18 protein-coding genes are annotated in these 20,624 nt (G+C 67.4%); 5 read left to right on the top strand and 13 right to left on the bottom strand.

What is annotated here, in order from left to right:
• The first annotated feature begins 27 nt into the window (after window positions 1-27).
• The gene (locus tag HTIA_RS08520; protein WP_008524311.1) at window positions 28-996 is read left to right on the top strand and encodes an AAA family ATPase; all 969 of its coding nucleotides are present in this window, start codon (window positions 28-30) and stop codon (window positions 994-996) included.
• A gap of 22 nt (window positions 997-1,018) precedes the next feature.
• Here HTIA_RS08520 and HTIA_RS08515 read toward each other — a convergent pair whose 3' ends face one another.
• From HTIA_RS08515 to HTIA_RS08455, 13 genes are all read right to left on the bottom strand, one after another.
• Window positions 1,019-2,452 carry a hypothetical protein gene (locus HTIA_RS08515; protein WP_008524309.1) on the bottom strand — a complete coding sequence of 478 codons (1,434 nt, stop codon included), beginning with the start codon at window positions 2,450-2,452 and terminating at the stop codon, window positions 1,019-1,021.
• Window positions 2,449-3,786, bottom strand: coding sequence for a DUF58 domain-containing protein (locus tag HTIA_RS08510; protein WP_008524308.1), 1,338 nt, complete (start codon window positions 3,784-3,786; stop codon window positions 2,449-2,451). Before HTIA_RS08510 ends, HTIA_RS08515 begins: the two co-directional genes overlap by 4 nt.
• The gene (locus tag HTIA_RS08505) at window positions 3,783-4,541 is read right to left on the bottom strand and encodes a DUF7269 family protein (RefSeq protein ID WP_008524307.1); all 759 of its coding nucleotides are present in this window, start codon (window positions 4,539-4,541) and stop codon (window positions 3,783-3,785) included. Before HTIA_RS08505 ends, HTIA_RS08510 begins: the two co-directional genes overlap by 4 nt.
• Window positions 4,538-6,229 carry a DUF4129 domain-containing protein gene (locus HTIA_RS08500; protein ID WP_008524306.1) on the bottom strand — a complete coding sequence of 564 codons (1,692 nt, stop codon included), beginning with the start codon at window positions 6,227-6,229 and terminating at the stop codon, window positions 4,538-4,540. Before HTIA_RS08500 ends, HTIA_RS08505 begins: the two co-directional genes overlap by 4 nt.
• Window positions 6,226-7,356 (bottom strand): M48 family metalloprotease, encoded by a 1,131-nt coding sequence (locus HTIA_RS08495; protein WP_008524305.1) that lies wholly within the window; start codon window positions 7,354-7,356, stop codon window positions 6,226-6,228. The genes HTIA_RS08500 and HTIA_RS08495 overlap by 4 nt, the downstream gene beginning before the upstream one ends.
• Before the next feature lie 102 nt (window positions 7,357-7,458).
• Entirely contained in the window at window positions 7,459-9,567 is a 2,109-nt protein-coding gene (locus HTIA_RS08490) for a DEAD/DEAH box helicase (protein ID WP_008524304.1), read from the bottom strand.
• A 78-nt stretch (window positions 9,568-9,645) separates the two neighbouring features.
• Window positions 9,646-11,334, bottom strand: a complete 1,689-nt coding sequence (locus HTIA_RS08485) for a bifunctional N(6)-L-threonylcarbamoyladenine synthase/serine/threonine protein kinase (RefSeq protein WP_008524303.1) — start codon at window positions 11,332-11,334, stop codon at window positions 9,646-9,648.
• A gap of 87 nt (window positions 11,335-11,421) precedes the next feature.
• Window positions 11,422-12,171 carry an SDR family NAD(P)-dependent oxidoreductase gene (locus HTIA_RS08480; RefSeq protein ID WP_008524302.1) on the bottom strand — a complete coding sequence of 250 codons (750 nt, stop codon included), beginning with the start codon at window positions 12,169-12,171 and terminating at the stop codon, window positions 11,422-11,424.
• 174 nt (window positions 12,172-12,345) lie between these two features.
• Window positions 12,346-12,480, bottom strand: coding sequence for a 30S ribosomal protein S27ae (locus HTIA_RS08475; RefSeq protein ID WP_008524300.1), 135 nt, complete (start codon window positions 12,478-12,480; stop codon window positions 12,346-12,348).
• Window position 12,481: 1 nt separating this feature from the next.
• Complete coding sequence (locus tag HTIA_RS08470; protein ID WP_008524299.1) at window positions 12,482-12,793, bottom strand: 30S ribosomal protein S24e; 312 nt, start codon at window positions 12,791-12,793, stop codon at window positions 12,482-12,484.
• Between the two features lie 111 nt (window positions 12,794-12,904).
• Window positions 12,905-13,915 carry an AAA family ATPase gene (locus HTIA_RS08465; protein ID WP_008524297.1) on the bottom strand — a complete coding sequence of 337 codons (1,011 nt, stop codon included), beginning with the start codon at window positions 13,913-13,915 and terminating at the stop codon, window positions 12,905-12,907.
• 59 nt (window positions 13,916-13,974) lie between these two features.
• Window positions 13,975-15,216, bottom strand: a complete 1,242-nt coding sequence (locus HTIA_RS08460; RefSeq protein ID WP_008524295.1) for an ABC transporter permease — start codon at window positions 15,214-15,216, stop codon at window positions 13,975-13,977.
• The gene (locus HTIA_RS08455) at window positions 15,216-15,926 is read right to left on the bottom strand and encodes an ABC transporter ATP-binding protein (RefSeq protein ID WP_008524294.1); all 711 of its coding nucleotides are present in this window, start codon (window positions 15,924-15,926) and stop codon (window positions 15,216-15,218) included. The genes HTIA_RS08460 and HTIA_RS08455 overlap by 1 nt, the downstream gene beginning before the upstream one ends.
• Before the next feature lie 98 nt (window positions 15,927-16,024).
• Here HTIA_RS08455 and HTIA_RS08450 point away from each other — a divergent pair, with 98 nt between their 5' ends.
• The 4 genes from HTIA_RS08450 (at window position 16,025) to HTIA_RS08435 (ending at window position 20,514) form a co-directional block, all read left to right on the top strand.
• A complete protein-coding gene (locus HTIA_RS08450; RefSeq protein WP_008524293.1) occupies window positions 16,025-17,464 on the top strand; it encodes a hypothetical protein in 1,440 nt (479 codons plus the stop codon).
• A gap of 116 nt (window positions 17,465-17,580) precedes the next feature.
• A complete protein-coding gene (locus tag HTIA_RS08445) occupies window positions 17,581-18,033 on the top strand; it encodes a universal stress protein (protein ID WP_008524292.1) in 453 nt (150 codons plus the stop codon).
• A gap of 84 nt (window positions 18,034-18,117) precedes the next feature.
• Complete coding sequence (locus HTIA_RS08440) at window positions 18,118-18,843, top strand: helical backbone metal receptor (RefSeq protein WP_008524291.1); 726 nt, start codon at window positions 18,118-18,120, stop codon at window positions 18,841-18,843.
• Between the two features lie 108 nt (window positions 18,844-18,951).
• Window positions 18,952-20,514: a glycoside hydrolase family 11 protein gene (locus tag HTIA_RS08435; protein ID WP_008524290.1), complete on the top strand. Its 1,563-nt coding sequence runs from the start codon at window positions 18,952-18,954 to the stop codon at window positions 20,512-20,514.
• Window positions 20,515-20,624: the final 110 nt, after the last annotated feature.

Here is a 20,624-nt window from a genome sequence, read left to right as displayed (position 1 = left end):
ATGTCGATGTGGCGAGGCGACACACGCATGGGAGTCCCCGACACCGCAGAGACGGTCCAGACGGTCATCGACGAGATCCGATCGGCCGTCATCGCCGACCCGACGGTCCTCGAAGAGATCACGACCGCCATTCTCGCCCGCGGCCACGTCCTCTTAGAAGACGTCCCCGGAACGGGCAAGACGCTGACCGCGCGATCGTTCGCGACGGCGCTGGGCCTTGAGTTCTCCCGGATTCAGTTCACGCCCGACCTGATGCCCGCCGACATCACCGGGTCGTACATCTTCGAAGAGGGAGCCGAGGAGTTCCACTTCACCCCCGGCCCGGTGTTCGCGAACGTCGTCCTCGCCGACGAGATCAACCGCGCGCCGCCGAAGACTCAGTCCGCGCTGCTCGAGGCGATGGCGGAAGGCCAGGTCACGGTCGACGGCGAAACCCACGTCCTCCCGGAGCCCTTCGTCGTCATCGCGACCCAGAACCCCGTCGAACAGGAGGGGACCTTCGAACTCCCCGAGGCCCAGCGCGACCGCTTCATGATCAAGACCTCGCTTGGCTACCCCGACGCCGATGGAACCCGCGAGTTGATCGACCGCCGCGCGGATCGCGACCACCCGGACCCGACGGTCGATCGCGTCGTGGATCGGACGGCCGTCCTCGACTTCCAGGGGGAAGCCGAGACGATCACTGTCGAGGATCCAGTTCGGGACTACATCGCCGACCTCTGTCGGGCGACCCGTGAGGACGGCCGCGTCGAGGTCGGCGTCTCCCCGCGTGGCGTCCAGCGGCTGTTCGAGGCCGCTCGCGCCCGGGCCGTCCTCGACGGCCGCGAATTCGTCGTCCCCGACGACGTCAGCCGGATCGCGCCGCCCGTCCTCGCCCACCGGCTCGTCCTGACCCCGGAGGCCAGTGTCGAAGGCGTCTCCCGACGGGCCATCATCGAGTCGGTCCTCGATCGCGTCTCGGTGCCGGCGATGGAGGAGTTCCCGGCCGAACAGTAGCCAGCTTCCGAGGGCTCGTTCATCAGGCGAACAGTAGCCAGCTTCCGAGCAGGATCGCCCCGAGCGCGAGAACCACGGCCAGCATCGCCGGGGCCGAGAGGACAGGTGCGAACAGCGCCGCGGCGACGAACCCGATGGTCGCGACCACGAACCCCACGACGACGATCGCCCCACTCCAGCCCACGCGGACGAACTGCGGGAGGGGCCTGGCTCCGTCGCGACCGACGTCCCAGCCGAGGGTTCGACCGTACTTGCCGACGTCGGTGACGAACGCGGCCGTGGCGAACAGGGCCAGCGCTGCGGTCGCTTCGAGTGCGGTCGCCACGCTGAACCCGCGTTCGAGTTCGACGTCCGCACCGGTCACGAGCCCGCCGATCCCCAGCGCGATCGCGACGGCGATCGTCGCCGCGGCGGAGAGCGCCGCGCCCGCCCTATCGTCGGTACGTTCGACACCGTGGGCCCACGCGAAGCTGCCGCCGACACTCAGGACCAGGGCAGTACCCACCAGAACGGAGAGCACGTCCCCCGTCGCGACGCCGAACCAGACTGCGAGGGCGACGAAGCCGCCGACGCCGAGGAGCGCGCCTGCGAGCATCGGCACGGCGAAGTTCGGCGGCGTGCTCGCTCGCGACCACATCTGCCTGAGGACCGCCCCGACCGCCGCGAGTGCGGTCCCGGTCGCGATCGTGACCGCGAGGGCCACGCGAACGACGGCGCTCCCGGCGAGGGCCCCAACGACGTCAGCCATCACGGGGACGTACCGACTCACGGACGCCCCGCCGGCGAGGACCACTGCGACGAGCGTGAGCGCGACAGTAGCCTGGCGTCTGACCGTCCGATACCGCCCGAGGGTCTCCGGGCGAGTGAGCGCGGCGGGCGGGATCGCGAACGCACTCGCCGCGACTGCGAGTGCGGCGAGGACGATCGAGACTCTGAGACCGAGGCTGCCCGTCCCGCCGAGCCACACCAGTTCCGACACCGCCGCCCCGATCCCGCCGACCGTCTCGACGGCGAATCCCACCGTCGCCCAGACCGTCGCGGCGACCGCGCCGTACATCGCTGCCACTCCCCCGCGCCCGACCGACTGTGGCGTGAGTCCGTCGACGGTGAGCAGCCCGACCCCAGCGCCGATCACGATCGCCACCAGTGCCAGGACACCGGCCATCGGGTCCGCTCCCGTCACGCCGACACCGACCAGCCCGACGCTACTCCCGGCGATCGCGACGAACAATCCCGTCGTGAGCCCGATCCGCCAGTACGAGCCCGTGAGTCCGGCCACTCCGACGACGAGCCCGATGCCGAGCACTGCCCCTGGAATCGCGAGGGCGTCGTGAACAGCAAGCGACAGCACGCCGGCGATCCCGGCGATCACGACCGCCGCGGTGATCGGTTCCGGAATCCGGGGATCCAGGGTAACTGTCGTGTGGTCCCCGTCCCGATCGTGTCGTGCCGTCATCGTGTTCTCACCCCACTGATCGCGTTCTGCAGGACGACTCCGAGCGGTCGCGTCCGGCCCCAGTCGACGACGCGGGCCCCCGCAGACCGGGCACGGGCGAGGCGGGTCCGGCGGACGAGAGCCTCGAACCGGTTCTCGAGGCTGTCGTCGTCGATCGGGTCCGGCGAGACGACGCGAACGGTGTATCCCCGGGTCCGGAGGCGCTCGACCAGTTCGACCGGCCTGTCGTCGACGAACGACGAGAACAGATAGAGCTGTGCTTCACCGGGAAGGGAGGGTTCGATCTCCCCGAACGGGTCCGTGGAGACGCCGAAGTGCCAGAAGCGTCCGTTGGTGAGGCGCTCGCTCGCTCGTGCCGACTCGAGCAACGTCGCGGCGGCTTCCCGGGTCCCCGAGTCGGTTCCCGGCGGGACGGCGGCGTGGTCGTCGTCGGCGACGGCGACGACCCCGGTCGGGTGGCCAGCCTCGACGAGGGTGTCGACAGTTCGTTCGGCGGCGTCGACTGACAGTTCGGCCGCGGCGAGTCGGTCCCGGGACGCCCCGCGGAACTGGTTGCGCCGTGCGTCGACGAGACAGACGATCCGGGTCGCCCGCTCGGCGCGATACTCGACGGTCGTCAACTCTCTCGTCCGCGCGTAGCGACGCCAGTCGATCGAGCCGACGGCGTCGCCCGGCTCGTAGTCTCGCACGGCGTAGAACTCGACGCCGCTGCCCCCGTCGTCGGTCGGCACCGTGCCGGCGAAGTCGTTCGCCCCATCACGCAGCGGCACCGACTCGATGGGCGGCTCACAACTGAGTGCGTCCGCGCCGGTCGCCGCGACGTCCCAGGTCTCGACGACGCTCCCGGTGAGGTCCAGCGTCCGCGCGGTCACCGGACCGAAGGTGTGCTCGCCGCGCTGGAGTTCCAGGTCGTACTCGAGGGTCACGGTCTCGCCGGCGTCGAGACTCACGCAGGCCCGGGGGGTCCCCTCGACGACCGGGAGTTCCGTCGGGACGCCGTCGACGGCCCGGAGGTCGACGATCGGCTCCGAGCCGACGTTCTCGACGGTCGTCCGGACGGCAACGACGTCACCCGGATCACCGGTGAGCGGCTCCTCGCGTGTCGCCGTCCCGTCGCTATCGCAACCGTCGCCATTGCGGACCATCTCACGGTGGGCGCGAATTTCCGCGTCTTCCCGGGTGCCGATGACGCTCGCGGCGGCATACCAAAGCGGGACCGTCGCGGCGACGATCAGGAATGGACTCCCGGCGACGAATCCGATGCCGGCGACGAGTAGCGTCGCCGCGAACGCCGACTCGGAGCGCCCGACCCGATCGACCGTGCGCCCGGTCATCGCGCCCCCTCCTGAACGGCTGCATTCGTGCTGTCTGTGCCGCTCTCCGCCGTGGTCCCCGCCGTCTCGGCGGACCGCTCTGGGCCGGACGGTGTCTGCTCTGATCCGGCTGGCGTCGCCGCGCCGAACGCCTCGATCGCCGTGAGCGTCCGTCGAACCCGGCGGGTGTACGCTGCACCCGGGTCGATCGCGCCGCGGAGTCGTTCGGCGGGAGGCAGAGCGACTGTCGGCGAGAGAAATGCGGCCGCAACAGGGTCGTCGGTCCACTCGCCCGTCCGGATCGCGTCCCGAGCGGCTGCCCGCCCGAGGCCGCTGCTCGTGACTAGCGTCCGGATCGCCCCGTCGCGCAATCGGCCCCGGACGTCCGTCGCGGCCTCGTCGCGCTGACAGCGATACCGGTCGGTCGCCGCCTGATCGATCGGATTCCCGGCGGAGACGTCTCGAACCGACCGAATGCTGCCACGTTCCGGCGGCTCACCGTCTACCAGCGGGTCGGGTCGGGTTTCCCCAGTCACCGCTCCTTTCAGCCCCCACCAGGCCGTCACCAGAACGAGGGTCGTCCCGATCAGCGGCAACAACACTGCCAGGAAGTGTAACACGCCCAGCAACGTCCCCGAGACAGCGACGAAACTCCCGACGAGCAGCGTCAGGACGGCCGCAATCCCACCGACGAGGACGACGCCGACGCCGACGCGCTCCGGGTTCTCGGGACGAAAGCGGCCCACCGTGTCGAGTAGCGACCCGAGACCGCTCATTCCCCGCTCCCCCCTGTCGAGCCGTCCTCCGCTCTCGGTGGGTCCGCCTCGTCCTCCTCGAAAGTGATCAGATCGCCAGCCGCCGCCCGAGCGCTGGCGACGCGATCGGGTGAGGGCTCTCGCCCGCCGTACTCGACTTCGCGCACAACCGCGAGGAGTCGCCGGACGCTGTCGGCGGGGAACCCGTCTCTGATGGCCCGGCGAGCGACCGTCCCGGGCGTTACTGTCTCGCGGCGGCCCACGTCGAGCCGGTCGACGAACGCGTGCCAGGCCGCCCGAATCTCCTCTCTCGGGGTGAGCGAGACGGCGGGCTCGTCCGTGTCTGTGGGCTCTTCGACGGCGTCGTCGGCTTCCTCGCTCTCGTCGCCGTTGAGCCACGCGACGAGCCGATTGGGGCCCAAACTCGATGTGCTGGAGTTGTTTGGCGAGCCGCTGACGGCGTCTCGCAGCGAGCCGAACGACGGCAGTGACGCCGCGATCCCACCCAGCGACGGCATCGCGATGGCCGTTCCGAGGGCGGGCAAGCGCCACCCGCCGAGTCCGGACAGCGACGGACGGCCGATCGACGCGACGGCCTTGGGCCAGTCGGCGAGCGAACGGCGCAGGCGACCGATCGCGCCGGACAGTCCTTCGAGGACACCCGCGAGTCCGACGAAGACGGCGACGACGCCTTCGGCACGGCGGCGCTGCCGGAGCGCGGCGAGTTTGAGGTACGTCAGGACGCCGCCGATGACGAGTCCGGGGACGATCACGACCACGGCCGCCAGCCGGAAGTACAGGTTGCCGACCGTCGTCGTCGCCGATTCCGTCCCGACTGTCGCCCGCACGGTCGCCGAATCTTCGACCGGCAACCAGACCATCGCCCTGCCGTCGCCCCCAGTCGTGGCCGCCGACTCACCGCCGATCTCGACGCGTGCGTCCCTGACCGGTGCGCCGTCGGCCGAGACGACGACGTGCGCGGGGAACCCGGGGAACAGCATGGGTGTGGCGAAGGAGACTGTCGGGTCGGGGACGTCCACGACCCGCTCGGCGGTGACTGGCCCCCGCTCGACGCCGATCTCGACGGGTCCTGCCGAGGGCGGCAACGGGACCGTTGCGTCTCCCTCGCTGTCCGTCGAGCCGGCCCGCTCACCGTCGACAGTCACGACCGCGCCGGGGACTGGCTCCGTCTCGACGCTGGCGGTGATCGACAGCGTCCCGTTCGGGACCGCTGGGGACTGCTCGTAGATCGTCGCGTTCGTCTCGATGTCTACCGTTCGACTCGTTTCCTCGCCCCGGATACCGATCGTCATCTCCTCGGCGTAGGGGACGGGGACATCGAGGTTTCCGAACGGATCGGTGTCGCCGACTACGTCGTCGTCGACGGTGATCGTGTTCGTGTCGAAGGGATCGGGACTCTCGGTCCGGACGGTCAGGCGAGTCCCCGGCACCGGCGACCCGGAGACCTGGATATCGCGTTCGGTGTCCGTCTCGTCGTCGCTCGGCTGTTCGTCAGTACTGGCATCGGCTGCCTGCTGGGCGGGATCGGTCGTGTTGCGCTCGCCCGCATCCCACTGCCCGGCGACGACGTCCCCGCCGTCGGTCCCGGGCGGATCGAGCCGCGGGTCGGCGGCCGGGAGCGCACTCGCGACGACGATCAGACAGACGACGGCACCCAGCGCGAACAGCGCGCGGCGGGCGTCCGTCATCGCTTCCCCCTCCGTTCAGCCGTTCCACCCTCCCGCTCGGCGTCCGCGGCCAGTTGCTGTAACCGGCGGATCCGCTCGCCGACCGGCGGGTGGGTGTGTCCCGTTGCGCCGCTGCGTTGCTCACCCGCCTCGACCCCGGGCGTTTCGCCCTCGAGCCACGCCCGCAAGCGGTCGTGACGCTCGCGGTCGTCCGGCGGTCGGGCGGGCGTCGGCACTGATCGAACTGCCCGACTGTCGATCAACGGCGACGGGACGATCGACAGCGCCTGCATCGTGGCCGTCCGCAAGTCTCGCTCGGGCGTGTGATGGCCCGATTCTGTCAGCGAGGAGAGCGCGGTCGCCAGCGCCAGCGGTCGGCCGGTGATGTGGGCGGCCGCGGCGTCGGCGGCGTACTCCCGGGCGTGGGAAAGCGTTCGCGTCGCCCAGTCGGCGACGGTCGGGAAGAGCCACAGGATCGGCGCGACGAAGACATACGTCAGCGCGACCAGCGGGAGGAACCAGTAGAGGGCGACCTTTCCACGGACGGAGACGTCACCGGGCGACTGGATCGCCCGGCGGGCGAGTCGTGCCGAACGATAGGCTCGCTCGGCGATCTCTAAGAACAGCGTTGCGACGGTCATCAGCGTCACGTCCCGGTTTCCGACGTGGGCCACTTCGTGGGCGAGGACGGCCGCGAGTTCGTCGGCGTCGAGTCGCTCGATCAATCCGGTCGTCACCACGATCGTCGCGTCGGTGAACCGGCCGACCGTATAGCAACTCGGCTCCTCGGCGTCGACGACCCGGACACCGGGTTCGGGAATGTCGGCCGTCATCGCCAGCCGCCGGACGATCCCCGCGACAGCGTGATCCGCGTCCTCGCGCCCGCGCTGGGTGTGTGCGAGGACGCGCTTGTAGCCGTAGTACAGCTGTGCCCCGAGGAAGCCGGCGACGAGGACGGCGACAGTCGACCACGAGACGGGAAGCTGGAGGAGGTCGAAACGTACGGTCCCGTGACGTGCGAAGACGATCGCGCCCGCGACGACCCCGGGCAGCAGGACGCCGTACGCCCACAGGATCGCCACCACGAACAGGACGTTCATCGCGACGAGGACCGCGAGGACGGCACCGATCCGTGTTCGGTTGTGCATGGAGGGGATTGTTCGAACCTTGCCCTGTCTCCCGCAAAAGTTTTTATCTCTGGTCGTCAGGCCGACACCCTTGCCCGTCGAAGACCGGTGCACCGAGCGGCGTCACAGCTCTTCGTCGGCGAACTCGACTTCGGCGACGATGTCGAAGGGATCTCTACCCTTCCGGATGCCATCGAGCAACAGGAACGCCCGGTCGGGCGAGAGGAAGTGCCGCGTGACGGCCCGACCCAGCGGCGTCGGTTCCAGCCCGTCGATGAACTCGTACTCCAGGAGCTTGCCGATGGCGTGCTTGGTCGGCACTTCGCCGAGCATCCGGTCGTTGAGGCGCTTGGCGGCACTCCCGCCGACGACGACGTTCGCCAGTGTCTCCTCGACGGCCGCGCTCTCGTCGTAGCGACTCCTGACGGGTTCCATCTCACCCTTCAACAGCTTGAACGCGACCTCGTCTTCGGTCATCTCCTGACTGTTGTGATAGACGCCGTCGGGTTCGACCAGCAGATACACCGTGCCCTTGTCGTGGTAATCGGGCCGGCCAGCCCGCCCGAGCATCTGGGAGAACTCCTGGACGGTCAGCCACTCGATCCCCATCGCCAGCGAGTCGAAGATGACCTGGGAGGCCGGGAAGTCGACGCCCGCCGCGAGGGCCGCAGTCGTGACCACGGCCGAGAGCTCCTGATCGGCGAACAGCGATTCGACCTCGCCGCGGCGCTTGTTGTCCAGCCCGGCGTGATAGGGGGCCGAAGAGTACTCCAGCCGTCGGGAAATCTCGTGACACCGCCGCCGGGAGTTGGTGAAGATGATCGTCTGGCCGCGATACCCCTTCGAGGATTTCGTGTCGAAGGCCCGCTTGACGAGCTTGTTCTCGATGTCGACCTTCTCGTAGTCGTCGGCGAAGGTGACGTGGCGCTCGATCGGAACCGGGCGTTCCTCGAACTCGATGAGTTTGGCCGACAGGGATTCGGCGAGCGATCCCGGGTTGCCCACGGTCGCCGAGAGGTAGATCCACTGGGTGTCGCCCGACTGGGCGCTCGAAGGTGAGCCGCCCCGTTCATCGCCTCCACCGGAGCGGCTCGATCGGGCCGCCGTCTGCCCGCCCTCCTCGCAGTAGTACTTCAGTCGCGAGATGAGACCGTCCAGCCGGTGGCCGCGCTCGCCCTCACCGAGGGTGTGGACCTCGTCGATGACGACCGTCCCGATGTCCCCGAGGTCGTGGCCGACCCGCAGCGCGTGGTCGATCCCCTCGTAGGTCCCGACGATGATGTCGGCGCTGGGATCGAACCCGCCGCCGTCGCCGCGGATCCGGCTCGACCCGACCCGGAGGCTCACGTCGGCGATGTCGCCGTACTCAGCCTTGAAGTCCTGGTACTTCTGGTTCGCCAGCGCAACGAGGGGCACGAGAAACAGCAGCTTCCCTTTCCCGTTGAGCACGCGGTCGATGCCGGCCATCTCGCCGATCAGCGTCTTGCCGGTCGCCGTCGCCGAGACGACCAGCTGGTCTTGCCCGTCGGTGACGCCGTGCTCGACGGCGAGGCTCTGGACGGGCAGGAGTTCGTCGAACTGCGATTCCAGCTTCTGTTGCATCCCCGGGTGGAGGTTCAACGAGTCCGTCGGCACCAGATCGATGTCGTCGACCGTCGCGCTGATCTCGTCGAACTTCGTCAACTCTGGGTCGAGTTCGCCCGAGAGGAGGTTGACGATGCGCTCGAGGTCCTGGACCTCCAGCAGGAGTTCTTCCAGCCGGTCGCGGGCCGTCCCGGTCACGTCGCCGTGGTAGGCGAGTTCGCGTTCGAGTTCCGCGATCGCGCATTCCGGGCAGATGTCCTCGCCGTCGGCGTCGATCGCCGTCTCGCTCGTGATCGGCGAGTATTTGCCGGCTGACGCGCAGTACCGGCAGGTCCGGACGACCTTCGCCTCCAGCTGGTAGGCGTCGAGCAGCTCGCGGACGACGCGACGACCGCGGGGAGAGGTCTGCTCGGAAACCCGGATTCGCCCCGCTCGGCGGGCGAGTTCCACGAACTGATCGGGGCTGCGGAGGTCTTCCTGGCTGCCTCGCTTGATCCGGAGGCGGGCCGGTCGCGGGCCTGCCTCGGTCTCTTTGACCTCCAGGCGACCGCCGAGGACGCGCTCGCCGTCGCGCCCGACGACCACCTGAAAGTCCTCGCCGTCCTCGTGGAGGAACAGCGTATCGACCTGCGTAACCTGCTGGGACACACCCTACGTAGGGCAACGCCGGTACTTGAGTCGCTCGGAGACGGCGGAGCACCCGCTCGGCACAGCGTCCGGGGACCCTCACTGATACCGACCCCGGCCCTCGACCTCGCGAAGTCGATCCAGGACCTGCTCACCCCGCTCGCTCGCGTCGCGATAAGCGTCTTCGGCGGCCTCCTGGAGGGGTTCAGCATCGTCGGCTGTCCCGGCAAGCGACTGGGCGAGGACGTGGAGGTCCATCGCGTGATCTTCGGCGTGATCGGTGTAGTACCCCAGTCCGAAGTCGATGAGGAACGTTCGTTCGTCTGCAACTCTGACGTTGCGCGTCGTCGGATCGCCGTGGACGAACCCCGCGTCGTGGATCGTCGCCAGGTGTCGCCCGACGTCCCGAACCCGATCGATGGTCAAATCCTCACGGAGATCCCGCTCGCCCACGCGCTCGAACACCAGGACACCCTCCTTCGGATCGACGTCGTGGACGACCGGCGTCGGGACGCCGACGCGGCGCGCTTCGCTCGTGAGTCGGGCTTCCTCGCGCGTCCGCTCCGTGCGGAGGCGCTCGTCGAGCGTCGGATGGCGGTAGGTCCGTGGATGGCGCTCCTTCCTGACGCGCCCGTCCTCGACAGTGACGGTCGCTTCGGCCCCCTGGACGGTCTCACCGGCCCCTCCGCCGTCCCGGGCACCGACCGTCCCGTCGTCGCTCGACCCGCCCCACGAACCGACGGCCTCGCCGGACCGCCAGGTGACGACCACCTCGTCGGGCCGGAAGTCCGGCCGGACCCGGGAGTCCTCGACGGGGATCGTCTCGCCCGTGTCGTACATCTTCGCGCCGAGGACGGCGATCATCCCCGCGTTATCACGCAGGAAGCGCGGTTCGGGTGCGAAGAAATCGGCCCCACGCTGGTCGCACATCTTGCCGAGCATCTCCCGGAGGCGGTCGTTCTGGCCGACGCCGCCGCCCAGGACGAGTTCGTCGGCGTCCGTCAGCGAGAGGGCGCGCTCCGCGACTTCCGTCAGCATCGCGAAGATGTTTTCCTGCAGGGAATAGCAGACGTCCTCTACTGCCTCCCCATCGTCAATCGCTTGCTTGGCGGCGCTCATGATTCCCGAGAAGGAGAAGTCCATCCCCTTGACGACGTAGGGGAGGTCGACGTACTCGCCCTCGCTCGCGCGCTGCTCGACCTTCGGCCCGCCGGGGTGGGACCACCCGAGGTGGCGGGTGAACTTGTCGATGGCGTTGCCGACGCCGGTGTCCATCGTCTCCCCGAGGACGCGATACCGCCCGTTGCGATAGCCCAGAACGTGGGCGTTCGCGCCGGAGGCGTTCAGACAGACCGGCGCGGAAAAGCCCGAGCGGTGGCGACCGATCTCCAAGTGGGCGACCATGTGGTTGACGCCGACCAGCGGGACGGAAAGCCGCTGGGCCAGCGCTCGGGCGGCCGTCGCGACGATCCGCAGACAGGGGCCGAGGCCCGGACCGCGGGAGAAGGCGACGGCGTCGACCGGCGACTCCTCGGGGTCTTCGCCCGCGTCGGCGGCCTGCTCGCGAGCGATGTCGAGCGCCTGCTCGACGACCTGCGGGATCGCCTCGCGCATGTGTTCGGCGGCTTCCCGCGGGTGGATCCCGCCGCTGTCGGGTTCGTAGGCGTCCGTCTCGATCGTGACGTCGTCGGCCTCGACGTCGTAGACGGCCGCGCTCGCGGCCCAGGCGGTCCCCTCGATGCCGAGGACGCGTCTGGCGTCCGCGTCGGCTGTCGCGGTCGATACCATTCGATCTACCCGGTCTCCGTGACCGACCGAAAAGACGACTTCGGTTCGGGACGCCGCCGTGGCCGCGAACGGCGGCGCTCGGCAACGCTACTGGGAGACGTACCCGCCGTCGATGACGAGCGATTCGCCAGTGACGAAGGAGGCCTCCTCCGAACACAGCCAGACGGCAGCGTCGCCGATCTCCGACGGTTCGCCCAGCCGCCCGATCGGCGTCGCGGCGATCGTCTGCTCGATGCTCGCCTGATCGGTGGCCTCGACCATCGGTGTCTCGATGACGCCCGGACAGATCGCGTTGACGCGGACGCCCGCCTCGCTGTACTCCAGGGAGGCAGTCTTGGTCAGGCCGATCACGCCGTGCTTGCTCGCGACGTACGGCGTGAGGTTGGGGAACCCGACCTGGCCCGCGATCGAGGACATGTTGACGATCGCCCCACCGCCGTCCTCGAGCATCGCGTCGATCTCGGCCTGCATGCCGACGAAGACGCCCTTCAGGTTGACGTCGATAACCTGCTCCCAGTTGTCGAGGGGCTGGTCGCTCGTGGGTTCGTTCTCGCCTTCGATCCCCGCGTTGTTGACGGCGAAGTCGAGCCCGCCGTAGGTGTCGACGGCCGTTTCGACCATCGCCTCGACCTCGGCAGGGTCGGTGACGTCGACCTCGACGAACGTCGCCTCCCCGCCGGCATCGACGATCTCGGCGACCGTGTCTTCGCCGTCTTCGACGTTGACGTCCGCGACGACGACACTCGCTCCTTCGTCGGCGAAGCGCTTGGCTGTTGCCGCACCGATACCGGTACTGCCGCCCGTCACGATCGCGACGCCGTCCTGTAGTTCTGACATACTCTTCCGGCGGATACTTGCCGCGACACACCCAAAGAACAGTGATCGATTTCCCACTGTGTGAGAATAGCAGCCATAGCGTTCGCTAGCGGTCGAAAACCCGAGAAGCGTGCCTTCTGAGGACAAAGAAGTCTCTCGATGGCGGGTTCGATCGGCGCGTTCAGTCGACCCGCGTCAGTTCCACTCGGTGTAGCCACACCGACCGCAGTGCGTGCGGTCGCCGTGGTCGGCGAGGAACGCGTCGCCACACCGCGGGCAGGTCTCGCGGTCGGTCGTGCCGTCGTCGTTGTAGAGTTCGTGACGCGCCATCTCAGGCCTCCTCTGGCTCGGCGTCGCCGTCCTCGGCGACGATCTTGTTGCGCTCGAGCATGTGGTCCTGTTCGACCTCACGCGCGAACTCCGGGTCGTCGTAGACCTTCGCGTAGCCGACGGTCTTGCGCATGCCGAAGGTCGTATCGAGTTCGTGGACGACGACTTCCTCGGCGTCTTTGTTCAGCATCGCAGCCAGTGAATCCCGGACGGAGAGCCGCGACGGCGTCGCCTCCTCGTGGGAGACCTCGAATCGGACGTCGGTCCGATGCAACATCGGATTTTCCTCTTCCTCGATAATGTCGATGTCCATAGTTCGTTGTTCATATGTCCCCTACAAGCGTGTATAAGGATTTCGAAGAAGTCGATGCACTGTCCGTCGACCCACTTCGCGGGCCAGTTCGTCTCCTTCGCCGTCGGTCGGCTACTCCCCGGCGGCGAGTTCAGCCAGGAAGTGCGAGAGGTGGAGTCGATCGTTGGTCCCCTCCGCGAGGTCGAGGTCGATCTCGCCGGCGACCCGATGCAGCCGCGCCAGGCGATCGCCGGAATATCGCGAGCGCCCTACTCGCAGCAGCGCCTCGAGCACCTCGACGCCGCTGTGGCCCTCGTCGACGAGCAGATCGTCGAGCGTCGATCGCGCGTCGGTGACGTCGCCCGCCTCGGCGGCGGACAGCATCCCCTCGACGGCCTCGTCGGTCCGGACCTCGCCCAGCGCCTCGTAGGCCGCGTTCATCGTGATCTCGCCCGCCTCCTCGTAGGTCGTCTGGGCCCCAAGGATCGCCTTCCGCAGGTCGCCGCCGGCGTACCCCGCGACGAACTCGAGGCCCTCGTCGTCGTAGTCGGCGTCCTCGGCCTCGACGATCCGCCGGAGGACGGTCTCGATCTCGTCGTGGGTCGGTGCACGCACCGTCACGGGAAAACACCGCGAGCGGATCGGCGGGATCAGCGTCGAGGACTGCCGGGTGGCGATCGCGAACTGTGTCGCCTCGTAGTACTGCTCCATGACTCGCCGGAGCGCCTGCTGGAAGTCCTCGCGCATGCGCTCGGCGTTGTCGAGCAGGATCGTCTTATAGGACCCCGAGACCGGCGTGTAACTCGCGGCCTCTTTGAGGACGTGGTTGATGAGATCGGCCTTCGAGGACTCCCGGCGGCGCTTGGACGTGATGAACCGCTCGAATCGGGGATCCGCCGCGAGTTCCTTCTTGGTCAGGTCGAAGAAGTCCGCGACGTTGATCACGACGAGGTCGGCCTCGACGTCGGCGTGGGCCTCACGGGCGAACGCCCGGACTGCGGCGGTCTTGCCAGCGCCGGCGGGGCCGTGAACCAGCAGGTTCATCGGATCGTCGAGCGCGCCGCGGAGCTGGTCGCGGACCTCGGGCTGTGGCAACTCATCGATCGTCGGCGCGTGTCGCTCGGTCCACAGCGGCCCGTCCATTGGCTCGTCGTAGGCGACCCCCGGTCAAGTATTCCGCGGTCGAATTTGCCGATCAGGAGTCACTCGTACCGCAGGGCCTCGATCGGATCGACGCGTGCGGCCCGCCAGGCCGGGTACAGCCCGGCGACGACGCCGATCGTGATCCCCATCGCGATGGCGATGGCGACCCAGTCGACGGGGATTGTGAACCCGACGTCGGCGTAGCTTGCGCCGGCGTACCCGACGCCCAGACCCAGCGGGATGCCGATCACGGCACCCAGCGATCCCAACAGCACGGACTCGGTCATGAACAGCCCGAGGACCTCCCGGTTGGTCGCGCCCATCGACTTCATGATCCCGATCTCCCGCGTGCGCTCGGTCACGCTGACGAGCATGATGTTCGCGATCCCGAACGCGCCGACGATCAGCGCGAGCACGCCGATCCCGGTGATGAGTCGCGTGATGTCCTGGAGGACGGCCTGGATCCCGCCGACGACGTCTTCGGTCGACTGAACGGTGACCTGGCCGTTCTCGCCGGCCAGCCGGATCGCGTCCGACTCGGTCTGAATGTACGTCTCGATCGCGTCGCGCGTCTCCGAGACCCGGCCCGCGTCGGCCACGATCGTCACCTGGGAGTACGCCCGCTGATCGACGCCGAGCGTCGGTGACGCCTGGGTGGTCCGGTAGTGAGGATCGACGGGAACGTAGAACTCGGGGCCGGGCGGGGCGAACTCCGAGAGCCCGCCGCGGGCCCCAGCGGTGATCCCGACGACCGTGAACGAGGTCGTCCCCTCGCGAGCGACCTCGATCGTGTCTCCGACGGTCACGTTCGCGTCGAACTGGGCGGCCGCGATCTCGTTGAGTACGATCTCGTTCGTCCCGGACTCGAAAGTCCGTCCCGCGACGATCTCGCCGTCGAAGGACGCGGCCGTCGTCGCCGTCAGACTCCCGGGCGTGACCGTCTGATTCGCGTAGGTCAGCGACGAGATCGGGACCGACCCTCTGGGAATCACGGCTCGCGTGCCGTCGATCCCCCGCAACTGCTCGAGGTCGTAGGTCGTGACGACCGGACTCGTCAGCCCTCCGTCACTCCCGGGCGGCCCACCGCCCGAGAGGAACCCGCCGCCGGAGACGACGTAGATCTCACTCGCCGATGTTGATTGGAACTCGCCGACGACGTCGGTCTGGACGCTCGTCCCGAAACTCGCGAACGCGATCACCGTCGCGATGCCGATGACAATCCCGACCACCGTCAGTGCCGATCTGAGCCGGTGGCCCGCGATCGCTCGGACTGCCATTCGGACCCCTTCGCGCCAGTCCATCACGCCTCACCTCCCAGGTGCTCGGTCCGCTCACGGACGCCGTCTCTGACGTGGATGATGCGGTCCGCGTGCTCGGCGATCCGGCGTTCGTGCGTCACCAGCAGGATCGTGTTGCCCCGGTCGTGGGCGTCGGCGAACAGCGACATGATCTCCTCGCCGGTCTCGGTGTCGACGTTCCCGGTCGGCTCGTCGGCCAGCACGAGCGCGGGGTCGGCCGCCAGGGCACGAGCGATCGCGACCCGCTGGCGCTGACCCCCGCTGAGTTCCTGTGGGAGGTGATCGAGACGATCACCGAGGCCGACGCGTTCGAGGAGGTCCCGGGCACGCTCGCCTCGATCGTGACGATTCCACTCGGCGAACACCAGCGGGAGTTCGACGTTCTCGACGGCACTCAGCCGCGGCATCAGGTTGAACGTCTGGAAGACGAACCCGATCTCAGTGCCGCGGAGTCGCGCTCGTCCGCTCTCGGAGAGCGTCCCGACGTCAGTTCCGTTGACGGTGACGGTCCCCGACGTGGGCGTATCGAGTGCGCCGATGAGGTTCAACAGCGTGCTCTTCCCGGAGCCGCTGGGCCCCATGACGGCAGTGTAGGAACCGGCCGGCAGCGTCAGATCGACGCCGTCGAGGGCTGTCACCGTCCCGCCGAGGTCGTACTCCTTGCGCACGTCATCGAGCGACACGACCGCGTCGGGTTCCGTCGCCTCGTCCATGATGCGTTCCTACGTGCTGTATCCCCATGAACCCTCGATCAGGGCTGTGAGTCCCCTCTGACCCGCTGTTTAAGGGTCTCTGGCCCGTATATATCGTGATGGAATCACCACAGCGAGGTGCGATCCGACTCGCCGGTCTGGCCGCGCTCGTCCTCGGCGTCGTCGGGATCGCGGCCGCCGCCGGGTTCGTGGTCGCCGACGACGACCCGACCGGCGAGGCTGTCCTCGCCGACGTCGAGGAACAGTATCGAACAGCCGACTCGACGGTCGTTGATGCGACCGTGACCGTCGAGGGAGACGACGCAACTCGGACGTTCTCCGTCGATAGCGTCGCCACGGCGGACGGTCGGATGCGCGTCAACGTCTCTGACGGCGACGGGTTCGTCCTCGCCGGCTACGACGGGACCACGTCGTGGCTCTCGAGTTCCGAACTCGCCTCGCCGCTCGTCGTCTCAGACAGTTCCGCGCTCGGCAATGGCTCGTTCGTGAGTTCGAACGGCACTGTCTCGATGGCTGGGTTGGAGGCGCTCGCCTCCGAGATGGACGCCAACCTGACGTGGGACGAGGGCCTCGACAACGCGTCAGTCGAACAGTTCCGCGAGGCGATCAACGAGAGTGGCCTCCCGACCAAATGGAACGAGAGTACCTTCCAGGACGCGTGGAGCGACACTGAACTCCTTGCCGAGTGGAACGAGAGCAAGTTTTCCGAAGCGTGGAACGACAGCGACCTCTTCGAGGACTGGAATGGGAACCACTCCTTCGAAGACTGGAACGGCAGCGAGTTCCAGACCCACAACTGGAGTTACCCGCCGGGCGACGGCGACTGGACGGTCGAGAACGTCTCGTTCGATCCCGCCGAGTGGTCGGTCTCGACACTCTTCGCCGAGACGAACCTGACCGCCGAGCGCGTCGAAACCACGACGCTCGACGGCCAGGAAGTCCACGTCGTGACCGTCTCGGCCCCTGAACGCGACGGGGAACTCCGGCTGTGGGTGACCACCGACGACGCGGCCGTCCGCAAACAGCAGCTATCGACGTCTCACGCCACCGTGACCGTCGAGATGGAGACTCGCTTCGACGTATCCCCGGCCGACAGCACTTTCGAGCCGCCGATGGCCTCGTCGGCTCTCGGGAGTGAGTCGACCGCCGACTCGCTGGCTGACCTTCGAGCGAGTGTCGACGGTCCCCTCGCCGTCCCCGGAGACGACTGGACGTTCCAGCGCGGGAGCAGCCTCGACAGTCCCGTCTCCGTGACTGTCGGCGAGTACGCCGCCGACGGCACGACGATCACCGTCCTCCAGTCCGAATCAGCGATCCTCTCGACGTTCAGAAGTGACGGCCAAACTGCCGACGTGGGCGAGCGTACCGTGGCTATCGCCGAACTCGACACCGGGCAAGTCGACGTTCCGGGGCTCGCGGCTGGCGGATCCGTCGCCACCTGGACCGAGAACGGACAGACCGTTGCTGTCGCCGGCGACCTCCCCGATTCGGAACTCCGTGAGATCGTCGAGACGATCGAGTTCGAACCGTCGGACTGACGTTGTCCCATCGACGTGACGCGGGATAGTGGGCTGTCTGTCTCGCCGCCACAGTCTTTCACCGCACCTGGTCTCACTGACCTAATTTTATAAGTGAGACGCTTATATAAGCAGATATGGAGCGAGGGTTGTTCGTCGTACTCGAGGCAAACGAGACAGAGCGAGAGTTATTCCGGGAAGCGGCTGCCTACAGTGCGGGCCATAGCGCGCCGCTTGACGTGTTACGGCTGGTCTCGCCCGAAGACGTCGAATCGGTCGATTCCGTCGACGTCACGAGCGACATCGACAGGCAGGACTTCGTCGATCCGGCAGATCACCGCTTCGAGGCGGAGGTCGAGGCGTTCATCGCAGACGCCATCGACGATCCCGGCGACTACGATGTCCGTCTGGAGATCGCAGAGCGTGGCGACCGGGCCGAGGCGGTCTTCGACGTGGCCGAGGATCGCGGCGTCGATCACGTCTTCCTCGCCGGCAAGCGGCGCTCACCGACCGGGAAGGCGCTGTTCGGTGACCTCACCCAGGAGATCATCCTGAACTTCGACGGGACGATCACGCTCTCGATGGACTGATCGGGTCCCAATCGGCCCGCGAGAGTCGCGCCTCTCGAAACTGTCGGACAGGCGTTTTAATACCCAGAGCCCGGACGGACGTGCATGCACCGAATCGTCTCACTGGCCCCGAGTGCCACCGCGATCGTCCGGGCGCTCGACGCGGGCGATCGGCTGGTCGGCGTCACCGCCCATTGCGAAGTCGAGGGCGTCCCCCGCCTCGGCGGCTGGCTGAATCCTGATCTCGATCGACTTGCCGACCTCGATCCGGACCTCGTGCTCACGAACGATCACCTCCAGGCCGACCTGCGCGAGGAGTTGTGCGACCGTGGATTCACCGTGGCCCACGCAGAACCGGTCACGCTTGATGACGTCTTGACGACCTTCCGGACGATCGGCGACGCGATCGGGCTGTCGGACCGCGGGCAGTCTCTCGAAGCACGCGCCAGGGATCGGATCGACCGGATCCGGGCTGGCACACCTGACGGTGAGGATCGGCCGGTGGTCTACTGCGAGGAGTGGGGCGATCCGCCGATGGCGGCCGGCAACTGGGTGCCCGAGGCCGTCCGCGTCGCCGGGGGCCGCTATCCGTTCGTCGAGCCCGGCGAACGCTCCCGGGAGGTCGAACGGGAGACCGTCGAAGCGACCGATCCAGCCGTCGCGATCGTCCACCACTGCGGGGCCGGCGAGCCGTCGACTCAGCCGCTAGTCGAACGTGAGTGGGACCTCGACGCGACCGTGCATGTCATCGACGACTCGCTGTTGAATCAGCCGAGTCCGCGGCTTCTCGATGGGATCGAACGCCTGGCGTCGATCGTCTCCGCTGTCTAACCGATACCACCACCCACTCGCCGAACTATATGTCCTGTCTGGTCATTCAGACTAAATAGAATGATTTATATGGTTAGAATCTGGGTATCTGTCTGTTGGTAAAACACTATGAGAAAACACGATTCGGATCGCAATCCCGACGCGGAATCGAGTGAGAACGACCTGTTCGGACAGTTCGACCGTCGGAGCTACCTCAAAGGGGCCGCGGCCACCGTCGCGACAGGGCTTGGGGTCGGATCCCTCGCGAGTCCGGCCGCAGCCATCACGGAGAATCAGACGGGGACGCACGACGGGTACTTCTACTCGTTCTGGACCAACGACCAGGGCTCGGTCGAAATGACGCTGGAGTCAGGTGGGAGTTACAGCGTCGACTGGTCGAATACGGGTAATTTCGTCTGTGGGAAAGGCTGGGAAACCGGTGCGCGCCGGGACATCGAGTATACAGCCGATTACAACCCGCAGGGTAACTCCTACCTGTGTTTGTACGGGTGGACGACAGACCCACTGGTGGAGTACTACATCATCGAGGACTACGGGAGCTACAAGCCGGGTGACTCCTATCAAGGGACTCACACCACAGACGGCTCCACGTACGAGATCTACACGTCCGAACGGGTCGAGAAGCCCTCGATCGAGGGGACGGCGACGTTCACGCAGTACTGGTCCATTCGGCAGAACTCACGGACCAGCGGGACGATCACGACTGGCAACCACTTCGACGCCTGGGAGAGCGTGGGGCTGAACATGGGCAGCCACGACTACCAGATTCTTGCGACCGAGGGCTACCAGAGTAGCGGGAGCGCGAGTGTCACCATCGGCGAGTCCGGCGGTGGTGGCGATACTGGTGGCGGTGGAGACGACGGCGGCGACACCGGCGGTGACACTGGCAGCCAGCAGCCGTACAACGGCACCCCACACGCCGTCCCCGGCCGGATCCAGGCCGAGGAGTACGATCAGGGTGGCTCGGGCGTCGCCTACAGCGACAATACCGCCGAGAACGAGGGCGGTGCCATGCGTACTGGCGAGGGCGTCGACATCTCCTCGAACTCTGCCGGCTCCGGGTATTCGATCGGCTACATCGAGTCCGGCGAGTGGGTAGAGTATACCGTCGACGTCCAGCAATCCGGCGATTACACGCTCGATGCGCTGGTCGCTTCTGATTCCGGCGGTGGTTCGTTCCACCTCGAAGTCAACGGGCAAAACGTCTCCGGGGACCTCAGTTTCGGTGCCACTGGTGGCTGGGATTCCTGGGAGACCGTCTCCACCTCGGGGGTCTCCCTCGACGCAGGCCAGCAGGTCATCCGCGTTTCCATGGACGAAAGCTGGTGGGATCTCAACTACCTCGACCTCTCGCTGGACGGGAACGGTGGTGACGACGGCGGTGACACTGGCGGCGACGATGGCAATGACACCGGGAGTCTCGTCGCGGAGATCGACCCGAACACGACGTCGGCAAGCGTCGGCGATCTGGTCCAGTTCAACATCACGGACACCACTGGTCCGGGTTCCTACATCACCTCACTCGAGTGGGATCTGGGCAACGGCGTCACCGGCACCGGCTGGTACATCGACGAGCGCTACCAGTCCGCCGGCAGTTACACTGTTTCCCTTACCGCGACCGACAACGAGGGGACGTCCACCACCGACGAGGTGACCGTCACGATCTCCTGAGCGTCCGCGCCGACTCCCCGAGCGACGCTGCGAAATCTCTCCGCACGCATTCGTATTTTCACGTTCCCCCTGGATCAATCATAGAAATAGAATGATTTATATAACTGGAC

Origin of the sequence: Halorhabdus tiamatea SARL4B, from assembly GCF_000470655.1 — an archaeon.
In the GTDB taxonomy this organism is placed as follows: Archaea; Halobacteriota; Halobacteria; order Halobacteriales; family Haloarculaceae; genus Halorhabdus; species Halorhabdus tiamatea.
Note: the sequence above shows the minus strand (reverse complement) of the source record. Positions and strands in the feature narration are given on the sequence as shown.

Bases quoted from the DNA above. Each gene is read 5' to 3' on its own strand.
- HTIA_RS08520 (WP_008524311.1), top strand. From the start codon at position 28: ATGGGAGTCCCCGACACCGCAGAGACGGTCCAGACGGTCATCGACGAG.
- HTIA_RS08515 (WP_008524309.1), bottom strand. From the start codon at position 2,452: ATGACGGCACGACACGATCGGGACGGGGACCACACGACAGTTACCCTG.
- HTIA_RS08510 (WP_008524308.1), bottom strand. From the start codon at position 3,786: ATGACCGGGCGCACGGTCGATCGGGTCGGGCGCTCCGAGTCGGCGTTC.
- HTIA_RS08505 (WP_008524307.1), bottom strand. From the start codon at position 4,541: ATGAGCGGTCTCGGGTCGCTACTCGACACGGTGGGCCGCTTTCGTCCC.
- HTIA_RS08500 (WP_008524306.1), bottom strand. From the start codon at position 6,229: ATGACGGACGCCCGCCGCGCGCTGTTCGCGCTGGGTGCCGTCGTCTGT.
- HTIA_RS08495 (WP_008524305.1), bottom strand. From the start codon at position 7,356: ATGCACAACCGAACACGGATCGGTGCCGTCCTCGCGGTCCTCGTCGCG.
- HTIA_RS08485 (WP_008524303.1), bottom strand. From the start codon at position 11,334: ATGGTATCGACCGCGACAGCCGACGCGGACGCCAGACGCGTCCTCGGC.
- HTIA_RS08480 (WP_008524302.1), bottom strand. From the start codon at position 12,171: ATGTCAGAACTACAGGACGGCGTCGCGATCGTGACGGGCGGCAGTACC.
- HTIA_RS08475 (WP_008524300.1), bottom strand. From the start codon at position 12,480: ATGGCGCGTCACGAACTCTACAACGACGACGGCACGACCGACCGCGAG.
- HTIA_RS08470 (WP_008524299.1), bottom strand. From the start codon at position 12,793: ATGGACATCGACATTATCGAGGAAGAGGAAAATCCGATGTTGCATCGG.
- HTIA_RS08465 (WP_008524297.1), bottom strand. From the start codon at position 13,915: ATGGACGGGCCGCTGTGGACCGAGCGACACGCGCCGACGATCGATGAG.
- HTIA_RS08460 (WP_008524295.1), bottom strand. From the start codon at position 15,216: ATGGACTGGCGCGAAGGGGTCCGAATGGCAGTCCGAGCGATCGCGGGC.
- HTIA_RS08455 (WP_008524294.1), bottom strand. From the start codon at position 15,926: ATGGACGAGGCGACGGAACCCGACGCGGTCGTGTCGCTCGATGACGTG.
- HTIA_RS08450 (WP_008524293.1), top strand. From the start codon at position 16,025: ATGGAATCACCACAGCGAGGTGCGATCCGACTCGCCGGTCTGGCCGCG.
- HTIA_RS08445 (WP_008524292.1), top strand. From the start codon at position 17,581: ATGGAGCGAGGGTTGTTCGTCGTACTCGAGGCAAACGAGACAGAGCGA.
- HTIA_RS08440 (WP_008524291.1), top strand. From the start codon at position 18,118: ATGCACCGAATCGTCTCACTGGCCCCGAGTGCCACCGCGATCGTCCGG.
- HTIA_RS08435 (WP_008524290.1), top strand. From the start codon at position 18,952: ATGAGAAAACACGATTCGGATCGCAATCCCGACGCGGAATCGAGTGAG.